Origin of the sequence: Mycobacterium sp. smrl_JER01 (assembly GCF_048513595.2) — a bacterium.
GTDB lineage: Bacteria > Actinomycetota > Actinomycetes > Mycobacteriales > Mycobacteriaceae > Mycobacterium.
Window position 1 is genome coordinate 5821885 of record NZ_JBLXXK020000001.1, and the last position, 17075, is coordinate 5838959.

Below are 17075 nucleotides of genomic sequence, written 5' to 3' on the forward strand. Positions count from 1 at the left end.
GGCGTTCGAGGTACGCGCTGTAAGGCTCGGTGGGTGATGGCCGGGCCGCTTGTCGGGCACTTCGCGCGAGAAATTCTGGGTTCGGCTGAACCTTTGTGGGGCGTGGCCCGTCGTTACTTGTGCGAGCTCCCGCCGGGGCCCGCTGAACACTCGAAAGGGATGAACTCGCGATGACCCCCTCGGTTACCCCATCCGCGCCGACGTGCGACGCGTGGCGTTTCAGCGACTTCACCCTCGATGCTGCCAGCTACGAGTTGCGCCGCGCCGGTGAGTCGATACGAGTCGAGCCGCAGGTATTCGACGTACTGGTGCATCTGGTGAGAAACCATCGCCGGGTCGTGACGAAGAACGAACTGTTCGACACCGTGTGGGGTGGTCGATTTGTCGGAGAGGCTGCGCTGACCAGCCGCATCAAGGCGTTGCGGCGCGCACTCGGCGACGACGGCCAGTCTCAGCACCTCATCCGAACCGTGCGGGGCCGCGGATACCAGTTCATCGGCACCCTGGCGGCCCCCGAGCCCTCGGGGCCCGAGGTGATACTGAACCTCGGCGACATCGCTGACGTCGGCGGCGGTCTGCATTTCCACTCACGGCGGTCACGCTCACGTCATCGGACGCGCCACCGCCTCGCTCCCTCGACCCGGCGCAGGGAGTATCACGGTCCGCCGAGATGAAGGTGGTCGGCTCGGTGGCCAACCGGGGAGGCGCCTACACCGCATCCCTGAAGCTGAGGGGCGCGCCGCAACCGCCGACACCGATACGCTGCCAGCATGGGGGTCCCCGGTCACGGCGCACGATCGCCTGCGCCGTGGCCAACTCCCGACAGCACCAGACACCGATCGAGGTAGCGCTCCGCATGACCGACCCCGCGCGCCAGGACCCGGGCGGCGAACCGGCACAGGCCGAACTCCTGCGCAAGATCCATGACGCGCACGGGCCGGCCGTACTTCGCTATGTGCTTCGCCTGACCCGCGGTGATCGAGAGTTCGCCGAGGATGTCGTGCAGGAGTCGCTGCTGCGGCTCTGGAAGAACAGCGCCCTGCTCACGGCCGGCTCCGAGGAGTCGATCAGGGCCTGGCTGCACACCGTGGCCAGGAACCTGGTGGTCGACGACCGGCGCAGCTCGCGCCACCAACGCGAGCTGCAGACCGACAACCTCCCCGAGCGCAACGCACCCGATCTGTTCGGGCCCGCCGTGGACAAGTGGGTGGTCACCGATGCGCTGCGGACGTTGAGCCCCGAGCATCGAGCCGTTCTGGTACGAGTGCACTACCTGGGACAAACCGCGGTTCAGATCGCCCGCGCCGAGGGCATTCCGCCCGGAACGGTCAAATCCAGGCTGCACTACGCATTGCGCGAGCTGCGCAGCACCTTGGAAGAAAGGGGGATCGTCCGATGACCTCCGATCGCGACATGGAGAACTGGGATGCCGCCTACCTGCTCGGTGCACTCACCGCCGAGGAGGCCGCCGACTACGAGCGCTACCTGAGCGAGGCACCTGAGCGCACTGCCGCCCTGAACGACTCCGAAGATCTTCTGGCCGTCTTGGACGTGCTCTCGCCAGAAGAGGCGCTTGCGCTGCTCGATGAGCAGCCTGAATCGAACCAGGACCAGGTGCCGGGGCGCGTCCAGCCGACCTCGCTGACAGCTGCTGCGCAGCGACGCCGGCAGCGCTCCGGTGGGACGCGATGGGCGTCATTGCTCGCCGCCGCGGCGGCACTGCTGTTGCTCGGCGGCATCGTGGGATACACGGCGATTCCGCGCCCATCCCCGCCTGGGGTGTCGTTCCAGGCGATGGCCGCCGGCGAGCGGCCGGGCGTGACCGCCGCACTTGCCGTCACCGAGGAACCCTGGGGTACCCGTCTTGACTGGCAATGCGAATACACGAAGGACTGGGCGAAAACCGTCAGTGGCTACGACCTGGTCGTCACGACTGACGACGGCCAGACCACCGTGGCGACATGGAGTCCTGTCGGCGAGGACGCATCGAACCTCGCCGCCGCCACGATGATTCCGACCGCGGACATCCGCAGCGTCATCATCCGCGAAACCGGTACCGCCACACCGCTGGCGGTCAGTCAACTGACGTGACCCTGCCATAAGTAGCGGCCGCAGAACGTCCGTGTGAGCGGTCATCACGATTGACCAGTGTGCACCCGATGCGGTCGGCGTCGTCTACGGGCTGAATTCAGTAGGGGCGCCGCAAAAGGTTGTGCAGCGGTTGACGATCGGCACAGCTACGGGCACATTGGCGTCGTGTATCAGCCCAGTTCGCTCGCCGGCGCCAGCAGCGGCGTCTTCGGCAAGCAGCGGGTCCGGTTATTGCGAATCTATTTGAGCGCTACCACGTTTCTCTATCTCTACGGTGTGGTGTTCACGTTCTTTCCGGTGCGTACCGACCTGGCGTACGGGAACCCGCTCGGGGGGATCGTCGCCATCGTTCTCGGGACATCGGCGCTGGCATGGCTGGCCGCCAAGCCTGATCAACCGATGCCGGCGATTGTCGCCGCGATCGCGGCCACTCCCCTTGTGATCGCTTTCCACGTGACCTTGACCGCCATATACGTCTGCTTGATCGGCCCGATGTTCTTGGCGATGTATCTGCGGGCGTTCCACTCACCCCGGCACGCCTTGTTCCAGATCACCGCTCTGACCGCCGCTTGCATGATCGCGGTCGGCGTCTCGCCGGCACCGCACGTCGGCGTCATCACCTTTCTCATCATCGGCGTCGCCATCATCGGAGCGGCCGAGTCCTTCGGCCTGCTCATGCGCGCGATGTTCACCGCCGCGTGCACCGACCCCCTGACCGGCCTCCTCAATCGCGCCGGTTGGGAGATCGCCACCACCGAGCTTCTCACCCGCCACGGCCCGCCGGCCACCGTCACCGTCATCGCCCTCGATATTGACGGCCTCAAGAAGCTCAACGACACCTACGGTCATTCAGCCGGTGACCGCCGCATCACGGACTACGCCGACCACTGGAAAAAGTCGGCGCCCCGGCACGCAGTACTGGCGCGGTTGGGCGGTGACGAATTCGCCGCCTGTATCACCGGTGAGGAACCCGCGGTCGTCGAGGAGTTTCTGGGCAGCATCCGCCGGCACACGCCCGGGGTCAGTCTTGGCACCGCCACCCAAACCCTGCCCGACGCCAGCATCGCGGGACTTCTCGCACAAGCCGATGTCGCGCTATATCTGAGCCGGGGCAGGCCTCTGCGCTGACGTTCGCATGCGGTCTCATGCGTTCATCGCGTTGTGACTGCGCGCGCTCACCAGTGCGCTGATCACGCGGGTGGCGAGGACCCCGGACACGAGCCGGACGGGACCCGGCGCATCCCGTCCAGGACGAGTGCCAGCAGCCGGGAGCGTTGCGCGGCGTCGCGGCCCTGATCGCCAAGCCACGCGATAGCCATGGCCACGTCGAGCAGGTCTGCACTGGAGACATCCGCACGCAATTGACCCGCGGCGACGGCGCGATCGAGAAGCGCCGCACCGGCACGCCTGTTCCGTTTGCACGTGGTGTCGTCACCCGCCTCCGGGTTGACCAGAGTGCGGGCCAAACCGTCGAACAGCCCGGCCTGGGTGGCGAACGCGTCAAGCCAGTCGGTGAACGCAGCAACGGGATCGGCATCGTCCACCATCTGCTCACCGCGTTCGGCCAGCGCAAGCAGGCGGTCGTCGATGACGGCCAGCACCAGATCGTCTCGGCACGGGAAGTGCCGGTACAGGGTGCCGGCGCCGACACCGGCAGCCTTGGCGATGTCATCGAGGGACGCGGTGACGCCGCCCTCGTGAAACGCCGTGAACGCGGCGTCGAGCAAGGCGCGGCGGTTGCGCGCGGCGTCGGCTCGCAACGGCCGTGACGGGGTCGGCGAAGTCTCCACACAACCACCTCTCTGGACAAGCGGGGACAGTCTCCGTATCGTGACCGGAGACTCTCTCCGAATCTTACCGAGGCAGGACACTCATGCACATCAGCGCCATGCCCATGCCCGATCCGGCCCACACGTTGACGCAGGTCGTCGACACTCTCAGTGGCATTGCTGCGCGGGGGTCCGCCGCTATCTGGTTGCCGCAGCTGCCCGCGCTGCCTGGCTCCTCAGGCTGGGATCCCCTGATCACCCTGGCGTTGGTGGGCGAGCGCGCGCCGGACGTAGGGTTGGGCACAGCGGTCAGCGTGATCTACGGGCAGCATCCGTTCACGCTGGCCAGGCAGGCGGCGACCACCTCGGCCGCCGTCGGCGACCGTCTCACGCTGGGCCTCGGCGTCAGCCACCCGACCATCGTCGAGGCGCTCGGCTACCGCTACGACCGGCCTGCCACGTTCCTCGACGAGTACCTCACCGCCCTCATGCCCGCGCTCGCCGGCGAGGCCGTCGAAGTGCGCGGCGAGTTTTTGACCGCGGTCGGGCAGCTCGAAGTGGCGCAAGCGCCCATGCCGTCGGTGGTCCTTGCCGCGCTGGGTCCACGCATGCTGCGCATCGCCGGGTCGCGCACCGACGGCACCGTCACCGCCTGGGCCGGGCCGCGCACTCTTGACGAGCACGTCGTCCCCTTGCTGACCGAGGCGGCCGCCGGCGCGGGTCGTCCTGCACCACGGGTCATCGCCAGCCTTCCCGTGGTGCTGACCACCGACCCCGACGCCGTCCGCACCACAATTGACGAAACATTTGCCGCCTCCAGGTCTGCGCCCGCCTACCGAGCCGTGTTCGATCGCGAAGGCGTCGCCGGCCCCGGCGACGTGAGCATCGCGGGCGACGAGGCCTACCTGGAGTCCCAGCTGCACCGCCTGGCCGACATCGGGGTGACCGAGTTCGTCGGCATACCGTTCGGCGACGCCGCGACCCAGGAGCGCACGCTCGATTACCTTTTTGGGAGATGACCCTTCCGCGGCCCACCCACCCGGTCAGCGGTTGAGCACGGCCCGCGTGCTGGCCTCGGGTGCCAGATCCAGGCGGCGCAGAAGTTGCGCGTTGAGCGCCACGACGATCGTCGACAGTGACATGAGGATGGCGCCCACCGACATGGGCAGCACGATGCCGATCGGCGCCAGCACACCGGCAGCCAGTGGTACCGCGATGAGGTTGTATCCGGCGCCCCACCAGAGGTTCTGCTTCATCTTGCGGTAGCCGGCACGGGACAGTTCGATGACCGACAGCACCGAGCGGGGGTCGGAACTGGCCAGGATGACACCGGCGGAGGCGATGGCGACGTCGGTGCCCGCGCCGATCGCGATGCCGACATCGGCCTGCGCCAAGGCAGGCGCATCGTTGACTCCATCGCCGACCATAGCGACCTTCTTACCTTCGTGTTGCAGCGCAGCGACTTTCGACGCCTTGTCTTCCGGGCGCACCCCGGCGAATACCCGGTCGATGCCGAGTTCGTGGCCGACCGCATCGGCGACGGCTTCGGCGTCGCCGGTGATCATGACGACTTCGACGCCCAGCTCGTGCAGCGCATCGACGGCTTCGCGGGATTCGGGCCGGATCTCGTCGGCCAGACGCAGTCCGCCGAGCACCGACCCGTCGCGGATGACGTGCAGGATGATGGCGCCTTCGGCGCGCCATGCGTCGGCCGCAGGGACCTCCTGCGCGCCGACTTCTTCGAGGAGTCGGGGACCGCCCACTCGGATCTCGTGCCCATTGACCGTCGCGGTCACACCGACAGCGGGAGAGGACGAGAAACCGCCGGCGCGTGGGACGGTAAGACCCCGGTCCTCGGCAGCTTTCACGATCGCCCGCGCCAGGGGGTGCTCACTGTCAGTCTCGGCGGCGGCGGCAAGCGCGAGGACGGTGTCGCCGTCGTCGTCTCCGGTGGCCTCGACGGCGGTCACGGTGGGTTCACCTTTGGTCAGGGTGCCGGTCTTGTCGAACAGCACGGCGTCAACAGTGCGCATTCCTTCCAGCGCCAGCCGATCTTTGATCAAGACGCCGCCTTTGGCGGCGCGTTCGGTGGCGATGGACACGACCAGTGGTATCGCCAGGCCCAGCGCGTGGGGGCACGCGATGACAAGCACGGTGATCGCTCGCACGACTGAGGCGTCGGGGTCGCCGACGACCGCCCATGCCGCCGCGGTGATGGCAGCGGTGCCCAGGGCGAACCAGAACAGCCAGCCGGCGGCCTTGTCGGCGAGGCGCTGGGCACGTGAGGACGAGTTCTGTGCTTCGGTGACCAGGCGTTGGATGCCTGCCAGGGCGGTGTCGTCGCCGGTGGCGGTGATTTCGACCCGAAGTCCGGAATCGGTGGCGACGGTGCCGGCTGTCACGGGGTCTCCGACGGTGCGGGTGACCGGGCGGGATTCGCCGGTCACCATGGATTCGTCCATGTCGGCGCGTCCGTCGACGATCTTGCCGTCGGCGGGGATGCTGCCGCCGGGTCGGACGACAATCAGATCGCCGACGTCCAGGTCGGCCGGCGAGACGGTGACGGTACGGTCGCCGTCGATCTTCTCGGCCTCGTCGGGCAGCAGTGCGGCCAGTGAGTCCAGCGCCGAGGTGGTCTGCGCCAGCGAGCGCATCTCCACCCAGTGTCCGAGCAGCATGATGACGATGAGCAGACCCAGTTCCCACCAGAACTCCAGCTCGTGGTGGAGCAGGCCCAGGCTCGCGCCCCAGGACGCGAGGAAGGCAACGGTGATCGCCAGGCCGATGAGTAGCATCATTCCCGGTTTGCGGGAACGGATCTCGCTCACGGCGCCGGTGAGGAACGGCCGCCCGCCGACGACGTACATCACCGTCCCCAGCAGGGGTGCGATCCATCGGGCACCGGGGAAGCCGGGAATGCCGTAGCCGAGCAGCATCGCGAACATGGGTGAGAACGCGACGACCGGGATGGCGATGATCAGGTTGATCCAGAACAGTCTGCGGAATTGCCCGACGTGATCGCCGCCATGGCCGCCGTGGCCGGTATGGCCGGTATTGCCGGTGTCGCCTTCGTGGCCGTGATGTTCGGTCTCCGCGCGGGTTTCAGGGTGTCCGCCGGGGGATGGGCGATCGGCGTATCCGCCGGTGTGGGATGTTGCGACGCTGTGGTCATCGCGGTCAGTCATGTTCTTTCCTTGTGGGACTTCGCATTATCGGTCGTTCCAGCTGCGTTCATGCGATTCGTTGGGCCGAATAACCCGCCTTCTCGACAGCGCGCAGGATCTGCGCATCGTCGACGGGACCGTTGGACCTCACCACCAGCGTGCCGGTCGCTGCGCTCACCTCAACCTGCCGCACCCCGGCAAGGCTTCAACTTCCTCGCGTGCCGACGTCTCGCAATGTCCGCAGGTCATGCCTGCCACGGCGTAGGTGGTTGTGCTCACCACTGGCTCCCTTCAGATTCGTGGCATACCCCACCAGGGTATGAACCCTGAATATACCCCCATAGGGTATATAAGCAAGCGCGAATGTGCGTCGGGCGAAACCTGATCACAGCCTGCATCACCGCGGTCACAAAGCGGCCAAGGGTCCCCTGAATCCTCGATGTAGCAACATGTTTCGCCGTTCCGGAAAGCGACCCGCGTCAGTATTGACGACTCACGAACTGCCGCCAGCCTTGAGACGTCGCCAAATTCCAGGTCTGTAATTATGTTGCTGCTGTTACTGATGAGACATTTGTGGTCTACGCTGATCTACGTACCCACTACGTACATCGTTGCCGCACAGTACGGAACGCTCTGGCTCGACTTTCGGCGAGAACCATCACCGGCGCTCCGACTGCCGACAGAAAGAAAGCCACATGGAACCGATGGCCCCTTGCGTGCGCCCGAAGGTCGCCCACATCTCCGAGCTCGGCTTTCGACGCGTCGCCGTGGTGACCGTTGCTGTCGTCGCGACGATCTTTGTCGCGTGCGTGCCAGCAGCCTCCGCTGAACCGGCAGCCGGTTCATGGGACCCACTCCTGCCCAGGATGCCAAGCGCGGGAGCGCCCGGCGATCCCGTGGCCATCGCCAGCGCGTCCTTGCAGGCGACGGCCGTTGCCACCCGAACCGCGATGGACTTGGGGCGCAGCTTCCTGAGCAGTCTCGGAATCGTCAGTCCCGCGGCAAGCCCCGAAACGAGCGCCCGTGGCAACCGTCTCTACGGTGCCCAGGCGATCGAATACGTCATCCGCAGGGCAGGTACGCAGATCGGTGTTCCCTACTCGTGGGGAGGGGGCAGCCTCACCGGCCCCAGTCGCGGAGTCGACCAAGGCGCAGGCACCGTCGGTTTCGACTGCTCAGGATTGACACGATTCGCCTTCGCCGGCGTCGGGGTGCTGTTGCCGCGATGGTCCGGCGACCAGTACAACGCCGGCCGGAAGGTACCTCCCGCGCAGGCTAAGCGCGGCGACCTGCTGTTCTGGGGGCCCGGCGGAAGCCAACACGAAGCGATCTACCTGGGCGGCGGGCAGATGATCGAGGCGCAACAAACCGGCGTTCCCATCAAGATTTCACCGGTGCGCACCGCAGGGATGACACCCTACGTCGTACGGATCATCGAGACCTGACCCCGCAGGCTTCTTCACACCGACAGCCCTATCCACGTCTCTTGTGACCGCTCAGCCGGCCAGACAGCACCGATGCCGCGGACCATGCGGACGTAGCGCTCCGACACGTCACGAGCTCCCGCGGATCATCTCGCATCGCCGAGTTCACCGCACAGGCGAAAATGCCTCATTCTCTACCGTATTCGCGTTCTGAGCATGTCGCGGCGGCCGATTGGGACCACCCCTACCCGCGATACCCATGGCGCCATCTCGGCCGGGAGAACCGGGACGAGGACGGCGACGCCGTGCTCCGATGATCCCCGGCACACCACTACCACCTCCGGGTCACGGTCAAACGGGCCGAGCGCACGCGCCGATGGCTTTCCCCTGGGCGGCTGCGGTGGTCACGAGGCGCTAGTGGTGACAGAGCACCTGGATGAGAGTGGGTGCGGCGAGCATGGCGGTGATCGCGGCCGTCAGGCAGATGCGGTGGCGCCATCGCACGTGGCGACGGATGGGGGTGACCAGGCGCTGCGCTCGCGCGATGACCGCTGTTCCGGCCGCGGCGAGGCCTTCCTGTGCAGGAGGGTGCTCCCCGGCCAGAGCAGATAATCCAGCCAGCAACGGATGTGTGCCGACACGGCGCACGGCGGTGTCGTCAGCGCACATCTCCAGCAGTTCGCCCACACAATGCGGGGCTGCCGCGAAAAGCGGAAGCCGGCGCAGTGTGCCCGCCAGAGCACGGAGCACCATGAGGATGTGGTGGTGGCGCCCAGAGATATGCGCATTCTCATGCGCCAGAACCGCTTTGAGCTGTGACCGGCTCAGCGACTTCATGGCCGCGGAGGTGACGATGATGGCGTTCGGGCGACCGACCACACAGTAGGCAGCAGGCCGTTCAGCGTCCACGACCACCACGTTGGGATGGTCGGTGGGCCGACCGATGATGTGCGCGGCATGGGCGTGCTCGTGACTTCGCGCCCGCAGCCGCGACAAGCAGCGACCGATTCTCAGCGCGACGAATCCCGACGTCAGGGTTCCTACACCGACAAGAACAACTGAACCGATTCTTCCTGCCATGGGAGTGTGTTCGGAGAACCCGAAGAGTTCCAGGCACAGCGTCACGACCGCGCCGGTGCGAATGCTGTCCGTCGTCGCGCTGATGACCATGACCAGCGCGACCAACCATGCCGCCAGCGTCGCGGCGACAGTGGCCAGCCAGGCGGCGACGCCCAGGTGGGGACTGATGCCGTGACAGGTCATCCGCCTCAGAACCGGTGGCGCCAACCAGGTGAGGGCGCAGCCGTAAACCAGCATCCACAGCGCGGCAGTCATCACCGACGTCCCTTGCGCAGAGCCGCTTTCAGTTGCGCGGACTGCTCTGCGCTCATCTGGTCGACAAAGAAGGCCAGCACCGCATCGGTATCACCGCCGGCGTCGAACGCAGCCTTCATCAGACGCGCGGAACGCTCCTCTCGGCTCATCGCCGCCTGGTACACATACGCTTTTCCATCGCGCTGACGTTCCAGCCAGTGCTTGCGGTACAGGTTGTCCATCGTCGACATCACTGTGGTGTATGCGATCTGGCGGCGTTGGGAGATATCGTCGAAGATCTCTCGCACCGTGACAGGCTGCGCGTGATCCCACACGCAGTCCATGACCACCGCTTCGAGGTCGCCGAATCCTCGCTGTTCCATTGCGCGCCTCTCCTGCTCTCCACGACGAGCTGGCCTACTCGCCCCGAGACTCTACAGCCCCTAATGTAGCCGCCGAGCTGCGAAAAGCCGCTATACGCCCCACCCCGCAGCATTCCACCAGGACCCGCCGGCGCCGGCGGGTCGGACCAGCGATCGTCGCGCACAGTTGTCGCCGATCTGAGACTGTGACAGACGTTCCTCCTGATGCCTGAGCGATGTACGTTTCAATTACGTACTACCACACTACGTACTGAGCCCGCCCAGAAGTGGCCTCAGGCGCCTTTCACGGGCTGCGAGATCCGAGACATCTCCATTGGCCAACGCATTCAGACCCTCCGCCACAGCGAGCCTCGGCCCGCCGTAGCAGGTAATCGGTATGAGTCTTGTGAAGATCTGCTGAAGATCGGCCCGCTCGGGCGGCGGTGACCTCGTCACGGATGCACCGGCAGGCACCATAGGGACATGAAGCACAACCCGGGCACACCCGCGCAGGCGAAGGGATACCGCGCGCTGGTCGTCGACGACGAACTCCCCTTGGCCGAAGTGGTGGCCAGTTATCTGGAACGCGAACAGTTCGAAGCCGTCGTGGCCGGTAACGGTGTCGATGCCATCGCCGTCGCACGCGATTTGGACCCCGATGTCGTCATTCTCGACCTCGGTTTGCCCGGCATCGACGGGCTGGAGGTCTGTCGGCAGTTGCGGACCTTTTCTGATGCCTACGTCGTCATGCTCACCGCCCGTGATGCCGAAATGGATACCGTGCTCGGCCTCACCGTCGGCGCCGACGACTACGTCACCAAACCTTTCAGTCCCCGCGAGCTGGTCGCCCGCATCCGTGCCATGCTGCGGCGGCCTCGCATCCTGCAAACTTCCATCGCACCCGCCGATCGGCAGACTGGCCCACCGCGCCGCTTCGGCGCCTTGAGCATCGACGTCGCCGCCCGCGAGGTAGGCATCGACGACGAACAGATCCTGTTGACCCGCACCGAGTTCGACATTCTCGATGCCCTGTCCGCGCGGCCGGGGATCGTGCTGAGCCGCCGACAACTTCTCGAAATCGTCCGCGACGGACCATGGGTCGGCAACGAGCACCTCATCGACGTCCACATCGGACACGTGAGACGCAAACTCGGCGATGACGCAGCACACCCCCGCTACATCGCGACGGTTCGAGGGGTGGGATACCGGATGGGAACCGGCCGGTGATTCCCCCGCCGCTGTCGACTCCCCCACCTACATCGTCTCGTCGCCAGCGTCGACAGCGAGGCCTGCGCGGTATCGGCCTGCGGCTACTGGCGGCCCAAGCCATCGTGCTGGCAGCCGGGGCCGCGACGACCGCGGTGGTGGCCGCCGTCGTCGGCCCACCCCTGTTCCGCGAACACCTCCACCGTGCCGGGGTTCCGACGGGCTCCCCGGAGGAGATCCACGCCGAAGAGGCCTACGGCTACGCAACGGTGCTCTCCATCGGAGGCGCCCTGGCGGTATCCGCACTGGCCGCGCTCGCGGTCAGCTTCTACGTCAGTCGACGCCTCCAACGCTCCATCACCGAAGTCGCTGCCGCGGCCACCGATGTCGCTGACGGGAACTACGACATCCGCGTCTCGCCGCCGCACCTCGGCGACGACTTCGACGCCCTCGCGACCGCCTTCAACCAGATGGCCTCCCGGCTTCAAGCCGTCGATTCGACACGACAGCAACTGTTCGGAGACCTGGCGCACGAGATCCGCACACCGGTCGCAGTGCTGGAGGCCTACTTCGAGGCACTCGAAGACGGCGTTCGCACCCTGACACCCCGGACAGCAGCTATGCTGCGCGACCAAACCCGTCGGCTGGTGCGGTTCTCCGATGACGTCGCTGCCCTGGCAAAGGCCGAGGAAAGCGCAGTGTCCATGTCATACGCCACCATCGACGTCGACCGCCTCACCCGCCACTGCGTCTCAGCAGTTCAAGAACGCTACGACACCAAGGGGGTCGGACTGCGCGTACACCTCCAGCAGGTGCTGCCGCCGCTGTGGGCCGACGAACAACGACTGTCTCAAGTGTTGGGAAATCTGCTGGAGAATGCGCTACGCCATACACCGCCCGGCGGGTCGGTACACCTTCACTGCCGTCGCGAGGGCGACCACGTGCAGATCGCCGTGGCCGACACCGGAGAAGGGATCGCCGCCGAGCACGTCACCCGCGTGTTCGAACGGTTCTACCGGGCCGACACCGCCCGCGATCGCGCGCACGGCGGCGCCGGCTTGGGGCTCGCCATCGCCAAAGCGCTGGTCGAAGCCCACGGCGGATCGATCTCGGTAGCCAGTGCTGGCCCCGGGGCCGGCGCAACCTTCACCATCGACCTGCCGGTCATCCCGATGCGCAGCGAAGAACACCCTGCGGCGGCCGACTCAGCGCATCCCTGACCGCCACCTCTTTGCCCGCGCTACTTATCCAGCATTCCCTGCATCGTGTCGATCTCTGCTTGCTGAGAAGACACGATGTTGCGCGCCATCTCGACCGCCGCCGGGAACTGGCCGTTGTCAACTTCCCGCTGCGCCATCATGATCGCGCCCTCGTGGTGCTCGATCATCTGCATCAGGAAGAGCCGGGTCGCCTCCGCGCCCTGCGCGTTCTGAAGCGCAGCCAAATCGGCTTCCGACATCATGCCCATGCCGCCGCCGCTCATGCCCGGCATGTCACCCATGTCTCCGCTGGGCATTTGATGACCCGGCATGTCATGGCCGGGCGTTGCGGGGGTGCTGGGCGCCGACGTCGACGACGACACTCCCCAGTCCTGCAACCAGCGCTGCATCTGTTCGATCTCAGGACCTTGAGCCTTCTTGATCTCGTTGGCCAGTGACACCACGTCAGGATCGATTCCCTGCTTGCCGAGCAGCATGTCGCTCATCTCGATCGCCTGTTGGTGATGAGGAATCATGCCCTCGGCGAACGCCACATCAGCATCGTTGTGGGCAGCGTCGCTGCTAGCAGCACTGGGCGGGGCCGGTGCCGACGCTGCTGTCGACGTCGTGCTCGTCGATGACTGGGATTCGGTCGTCGCATTGGAACAACCGCCGACCAGAAGGGCCGACGCGGCGATCGCCGCCAGTCCGTATCCAAAATGCCTGTGCTGCAACACACATCCTTCCTCGAACATCATTCGCCACACCATGCGTCCATCCGGCAGTGATTTCGCCGCCGCACTCCAGCCTCAGCAGGACGCGTATCGGTCGGTTCGTGATCCGATGAAGATTCGATGAAGACCCGCGGCCCGAGACCACGTTTCGCGGCACCGCCGAACCTGGGGCAATTCATCTCCGTGATGCCGGGGCGGTTCAACCAGCGCCGGCTGCGCGGGATCGGCGTTGGCGAATCGTCGGCGACATGTGTTCAGGCGCTGTGCCGGTCGCGGAGCTCGGCCACCTCCCAGAGGTTGCTGTCGTAGTCTGCACGCATGCCTGCTCCAAAGCCTAGGCCAGACCCTGCCTCCACACGCTTGTCTGAGAACGACTGGTTGCAGGCCGGCTATGCAGTGATCGCCGAGCAAGGAATGCGCGCCCTCAAGATAGAGAATCTCTGCAAGCAGGTCGGGGCGACCCGGGGAAGCTTCTACTGGCACTTCGAGAACATGGATAGCTTCCGAGCGGCGTTGATCGCGTCCTGGGACGTGTTCCTGGAACAGGACCGCCGATCGCTGGCCGCACTCGAGGCGCTGCCCCCGCGGGAACGGTTGTCGCGCATGCTGGCAGATCTGGTCAGCCCGGAGCATTGGGTCCTGGAACGGGCGATGCGGGAATGGGCACGTACCAATGCCACCGCTGCGGCCAGCGTGCGGTCAGCTGACCGGCGCATCCTTCGGGCGGTCACCCGGGCCTACCTGGACGCCGGCTTCAGCCCAGCCGCTGCGAAGCTTCGCGCAAACTCGACCTTCGCGGCAGGAATCGGACTGCTGCACCTCGCCGGTTCCGCAGCACAGGCACAATCGGCAAGTCAGCGCGAGCAATTCCTCGATCTCATGTTGAGCGGTCGTGCATCGGCCTGAGCTCAGTGCCGCGTTCCCGGGCGACCGCCAGCGCCTCCTCGCGATCCCTCAGCCCACAGCGTCCGCATGCTCACACCATCGCGATCGGCGAGATCTTCGCCCCGGTCACCAACGCCCCTGCCAACTCACGACTGGTGTCATAGTCGAACACCACGTGACCGGAGACGATGTCGACGTCGCGTTTGGCGCGCTGCATCGGGTTGTCGAGGAAATGTGCGCTTGCGCCTGCGGCTTCCATGAGGCCCGCAATGATGCTGCGACTGTCGTGCACAGTGTGCGCGGCAGCCAGACGGGCGTTCGCGCGCACTGTACGACTGATGGGGTCGCCGGTCGCCGCGCGGCTTTCGATTTCCCCGACGACATCGTCAATCAGCATGCGCAAGGCACGCAGCCGCACGTTCGCACTGGCCAGCCTGATCTGTGCGGCCGGTTGGTCCTTCTGCGCCACGCCGCTGTAAGCCAGCACCCGGCCCGCCAACCGCTCAGCGAACAATTCCGCCACCCGTTCAGCGGTACCGAGCACCGGCATCGCCGCCGTCATCGCCAAGGCCGGCACCATCGGCCATCGGTATGTCGAGCCAGCGTGCGCGCGTGACCCCGGTGCCGTTCCAGCATAGATATCGGCGACGAAACCACTCGATGCTCAGGGACGAGAACATCGGTGATCACTACGTCGTTCGATCCTGTCCCCCGCATCCCCGCGGTATGCCACACATCAACGATCTCGATCTCCGAGGCGGGAACCACCACCAGTGCCGGGTCGATCCCGTCCTCGCGCTCGACGATCGCGCCGACGACGATCCACTCTGCATCCATCACACCAGTGGCCCACGACCACCGACCGGTCAGGCGAATACCGCCGGACGCGGGCTCACCGCGACCGGTTGGTGCCAGTGGGGCCGGCGCCAACACCGGACCGGAGGCAAAGATCTCCTCCTGGGCTTGGAGATCGAACAGCGACAACATCCAGTTGTGCAGAGCGTAGAAGCCCAACGTCCACGCACTCGACGTGCATCCGTGCGCCATGCGACGGACCGGGGTTGCGTCCAGCAGAGTGGTGTACGAGTCGGGCCTGATCAGGGTTACCGGCGTGTCGTAGCCGAATGATTGAAGGTCATCGCGTGATTCTTCGAGAGACCGACCAAAGTCACTCGAGCAAAGGAATCGACGCGATGACCACCGCCCACAATATCGACCTGCCCGCCGTGCTGGCCGAACGACTCACCACCGCCCATCCCGACGTGCTGCGCGAGCTGCTGGCCACGTTCATCCACACCCTGATGGGCGCCGAGGCCGATGCCCTGTGCGGCGCCGGGTACGGCGAACGAACGTCTGAGCGCACCAACTCGCGCAACGGGTATCGGCATCGCCAGTTCGACACCCGCGCCGGTTCGTTGGATCTGGCGATCCCCAAGCTGCGCCACGGCTCGTACTTCCCGGACTGGCTGCTGGAACGCCGTAAACGCGCCGAGCGGGCGCTGACCACGGTGGTCGCGACGTGCTATCTGCTCGGGGTGTCCACGCGGCGGATGGACAAACTCGTCGAGACCCTCGGCATCACCAGCCTGTCGAAGTCGCAGGTCAGCGTGATGGCCAAAGAACTCGACGCCGCGGTCGAGGCGTTTCGCACCCGGCCGCTGGACGCCGGCCCATACACATTCATGGCCGCTGACGCCCTGGTCCTCAAGGCCCGTGAAGGTGGCCGCGTGGTCAACGTGCACGCCCTGATCGCGGTCGGGGTCAACGCCGACGGGTATCGGGAGATCCTGGGCGTCGAGGTCAGTACCGCCGAAGACGGGGCCGGCTGGTTGACGTTTATGCGGTCGCTGACCGCGCGTGGGCTGTCCGGGGTCAAGCTGGTCACCAGCGACGCGCACGCCGGGCTGGTCGCCGCGATCGGCGCCACTCTGCCTGGCGCGGCCTGGCAGCGCTGCCGAACCCACTACACGACCAACTTGATGGCCGTCACCCCGAAGGCGTCCTGGCCGTGGGTCAAGACGCTACTGCACTCGGTGTTCGACCAACCTGACTCTGAATCCGTTGCAGCCCAATATGACCGGATCATCGACGCCCTCGCCGACAAACTGCCCAAGACCACTGAACACCTCGAAGCGGCGCGGCCGGACCTGCTGGCCTTCACCGCGTTCCCCAAACAGATCTGGCGCCAAATCTGGTCCAACAATCCCCAGGAGCGTCTCAACAAGGAGATCCGCCGGCGCACCGACGTCGTCGGGATCTTCCCCGACCGCGACGCGCTGATCCGCCTCGTGGGCGCCGTCCTGGCCGAACAACACGACGAATGGGCCGAGTCGCGGCGCTACCTGGGACTTGACGTCCTGAGCAAATCACGCACCGTCAACGGCACCCCAACCGAACAGGAGGACACCCCCGCGGCACTAACCGCCTGAACCATCACGACGAAGAATCACACGACGACGTCGTACACCACGTCCCTGGACTTGACCCGGACCGGGTCCAGCAACTCCGCAAATGACGCCTGCACACCACCGAACTTCCTGGGAAGCAAGAGGTTGGGTAACCCGCTGTCCTTGAACTCTCGGATGGTCTCGGCGGGGAGACGGCGCAGACGCTCGGCTTCTGCGGCGCGCTGCGCCAACCGCGTGACGAACTCGTCAGTGATCCCATGCACAGGGGTGTTCGCAGCAGACACAGCCCGACCGTAACATACTTTTTAGTATGCTACGGTCGGGCTGAGTGGCACTGCGATCGATCCGCTTCTGTCAGATCAGCCCTTTGGGCTCAATTGGTCGAGGGCCACCTCGATGGCGCTGCCAACGCCATCACCGGCAGATGAATCCGAAAAGTATTGGCACGTAAGCGAAGCCGACGACCCGGTCACCATGGCTACCGTGAGTTGCGCACACTGGTGTCGACACGCGGTACCT

14 protein-coding genes and 4 pseudogenes are annotated in these 17075 nt (G+C 65.9%); 10 read left to right on the top strand and 8 right to left on the bottom strand.

The features are described 5' to 3' along the window. Positions 1 to 170: 170 nt before the first annotated feature. The 4 genes and pseudogenes from ACNUDN_RS27490 to ACNUDN_RS27505 all read left to right on the top strand — a co-directional run. Positions 171 to 536, top strand: a pseudogene (locus ACNUDN_RS27490) (winged helix-turn-helix domain-containing protein); the annotation flags it as partial. Between the two features lie 320 nt (positions 537 to 856). Next, entirely contained in the window at positions 857 to 1399 is a 543-nt protein-coding gene (locus ACNUDN_RS27495) for a sigma-70 family RNA polymerase sigma factor (protein ID WP_419124840.1), read from the top strand. Beyond that, on the top strand, positions 1396 to 2091 hold the full coding sequence (locus ACNUDN_RS27500; RefSeq protein WP_419124841.1) for an anti-sigma factor: 696 nt from the start codon (positions 1396 to 1398) through the stop codon (positions 2089 to 2091). Before ACNUDN_RS27495 ends, ACNUDN_RS27500 begins: the two co-directional genes overlap by 4 nt. A gap of 165 nt (positions 2092 to 2256) precedes the next feature. Further along, positions 2257 to 3219 carry a sensor domain-containing diguanylate cyclase gene (locus ACNUDN_RS27505; protein WP_419124842.1) on the top strand — a complete coding sequence of 321 codons (963 nt, stop codon included), beginning with the start codon at positions 2257 to 2259 and terminating at the stop codon, positions 3217 to 3219. Between the two features lie 62 nt (positions 3220 to 3281). On the opposite strand, the gene ACNUDN_RS27510 is transcribed toward ACNUDN_RS27505, so the two are convergent. Then, positions 3282 to 3881, bottom strand: coding sequence for a TetR/AcrR family transcriptional regulator (locus tag ACNUDN_RS27510; RefSeq protein WP_419124843.1), 600 nt, complete (start codon positions 3879 to 3881; stop codon positions 3282 to 3284). Between the two features lie 83 nt (positions 3882 to 3964). Between ACNUDN_RS27510 and ACNUDN_RS27515 the strand changes: the two genes are divergently transcribed. Further along, the gene (locus tag ACNUDN_RS27515) at positions 3965 to 4879 is read left to right on the top strand and encodes a TIGR03564 family F420-dependent LLM class oxidoreductase (protein ID WP_419124844.1); all 915 of its coding nucleotides are present in this window, start codon (positions 3965 to 3967) and stop codon (positions 4877 to 4879) included. A 24-nt stretch (positions 4880 to 4903) separates the two neighbouring features. On the opposite strand, the gene ACNUDN_RS27520 is transcribed toward ACNUDN_RS27515, so the two are convergent. Together ACNUDN_RS27520 and ACNUDN_RS27525 are read right to left on the bottom strand one after the other, a co-directional pair. Continuing rightward, positions 4904 to 7045 (bottom strand): heavy metal translocating P-type ATPase, encoded by a 2142-nt coding sequence (locus tag ACNUDN_RS27520; protein WP_419124845.1) that lies wholly within the window; start codon positions 7043 to 7045, stop codon positions 4904 to 4906. Between the two features lie 46 nt (positions 7046 to 7091). Then, a pseudogene (locus ACNUDN_RS27525) lies at positions 7092 to 7273 on the bottom strand (heavy-metal-associated domain-containing protein). Positions 7274 to 7719: 446 nt separating this feature from the next. Between ACNUDN_RS27525 and ripB the strand changes: the two are divergent. After that, entirely contained in the window at positions 7720 to 8469 is a 750-nt protein-coding gene (gene ripB, locus ACNUDN_RS27530) for an NlpC/P60 family peptidoglycan endopeptidase RipB (RefSeq protein WP_419124846.1), read from the top strand. Positions 8470 to 8862: 393 nt separating this feature from the next. Here the strand turns inward: ripB and ACNUDN_RS27535 are convergent, their stop codons facing one another. Beyond that, positions 8863 to 9783: a M56 family metallopeptidase gene (locus tag ACNUDN_RS27535; protein WP_419124847.1), complete on the bottom strand. Its 921-nt coding sequence runs from the start codon at positions 9781 to 9783 to the stop codon at positions 8863 to 8865. After that, the gene (locus ACNUDN_RS27540) at positions 9783 to 10145 is read right to left on the bottom strand and encodes a BlaI/MecI/CopY family transcriptional regulator (protein WP_419124848.1); all 363 of its coding nucleotides are present in this window, start codon (positions 10143 to 10145) and stop codon (positions 9783 to 9785) included. The genes ACNUDN_RS27535 and ACNUDN_RS27540 overlap by 1 nt, the downstream gene beginning before the upstream one ends. Positions 10146 to 10607: 462 nt before the next feature. Here ACNUDN_RS27540 and ACNUDN_RS27545 point away from each other — a divergent pair, with 462 nt between their 5' ends. Together ACNUDN_RS27545 and ACNUDN_RS27550 are read left to right on the top strand one after the other, a co-directional pair. Continuing rightward, the gene (locus ACNUDN_RS27545; protein ID WP_419124849.1) at positions 10608 to 11351 is read left to right on the top strand and encodes a response regulator; all 744 of its coding nucleotides are present in this window, start codon (positions 10608 to 10610) and stop codon (positions 11349 to 11351) included. Positions 11352 to 11362: 11 nt separating this feature from the next. Further along, positions 11363 to 12550: a sensor histidine kinase gene (locus tag ACNUDN_RS27550; protein ID WP_419125340.1), complete on the top strand. Its 1188-nt coding sequence runs from the start codon at positions 11363 to 11365 to the stop codon at positions 12548 to 12550. 20 nt (positions 12551 to 12570) lie between these two features. Here ACNUDN_RS27550 and ACNUDN_RS27555 read toward each other — a convergent pair whose 3' ends face one another. Continuing rightward, positions 12571 to 13263 (bottom strand): DUF305 domain-containing protein, encoded by a 693-nt coding sequence (locus ACNUDN_RS27555; protein WP_419125341.1) that lies wholly within the window; start codon positions 13261 to 13263, stop codon positions 12571 to 12573. A 318-nt stretch (positions 13264 to 13581) separates the two neighbouring features. Between ACNUDN_RS27555 and ACNUDN_RS27560 the strand changes: the two genes are divergently transcribed. Beyond that, positions 13582 to 14169, top strand: coding sequence for a TetR/AcrR family transcriptional regulator (locus tag ACNUDN_RS27560; protein WP_419124850.1), 588 nt, complete (start codon positions 13582 to 13584; stop codon positions 14167 to 14169). A 70-nt stretch (positions 14170 to 14239) separates the two neighbouring features. On the opposite strand, the pseudogene ACNUDN_RS27565 reads toward ACNUDN_RS27560, so the two are convergent. After that, positions 14240 to 15207 (bottom strand): annotated as a pseudogene (locus ACNUDN_RS27565) (acyl-CoA dehydrogenase family protein); the annotation flags it as partial. Positions 15208 to 15341: 134 nt separating this feature from the next. Here ACNUDN_RS27565 and ACNUDN_RS27570 point away from each other — a divergent pair. After that, positions 15342 to 16577 (top strand): IS256 family transposase, encoded by a 1236-nt coding sequence (locus ACNUDN_RS27570; RefSeq protein WP_419120839.1) that lies wholly within the window; start codon positions 15342 to 15344, stop codon positions 16575 to 16577. A 56-nt stretch (positions 16578 to 16633) separates the two neighbouring features. On the opposite strand, the pseudogene ACNUDN_RS27575 reads toward ACNUDN_RS27570, so the two are convergent. Next, positions 16634 to 16840 (bottom strand): annotated as a pseudogene (locus tag ACNUDN_RS27575) (acyl-CoA dehydrogenase family protein); the annotation flags it as partial. Positions 16841 to 17075 lie beyond the last annotated feature (235 nt).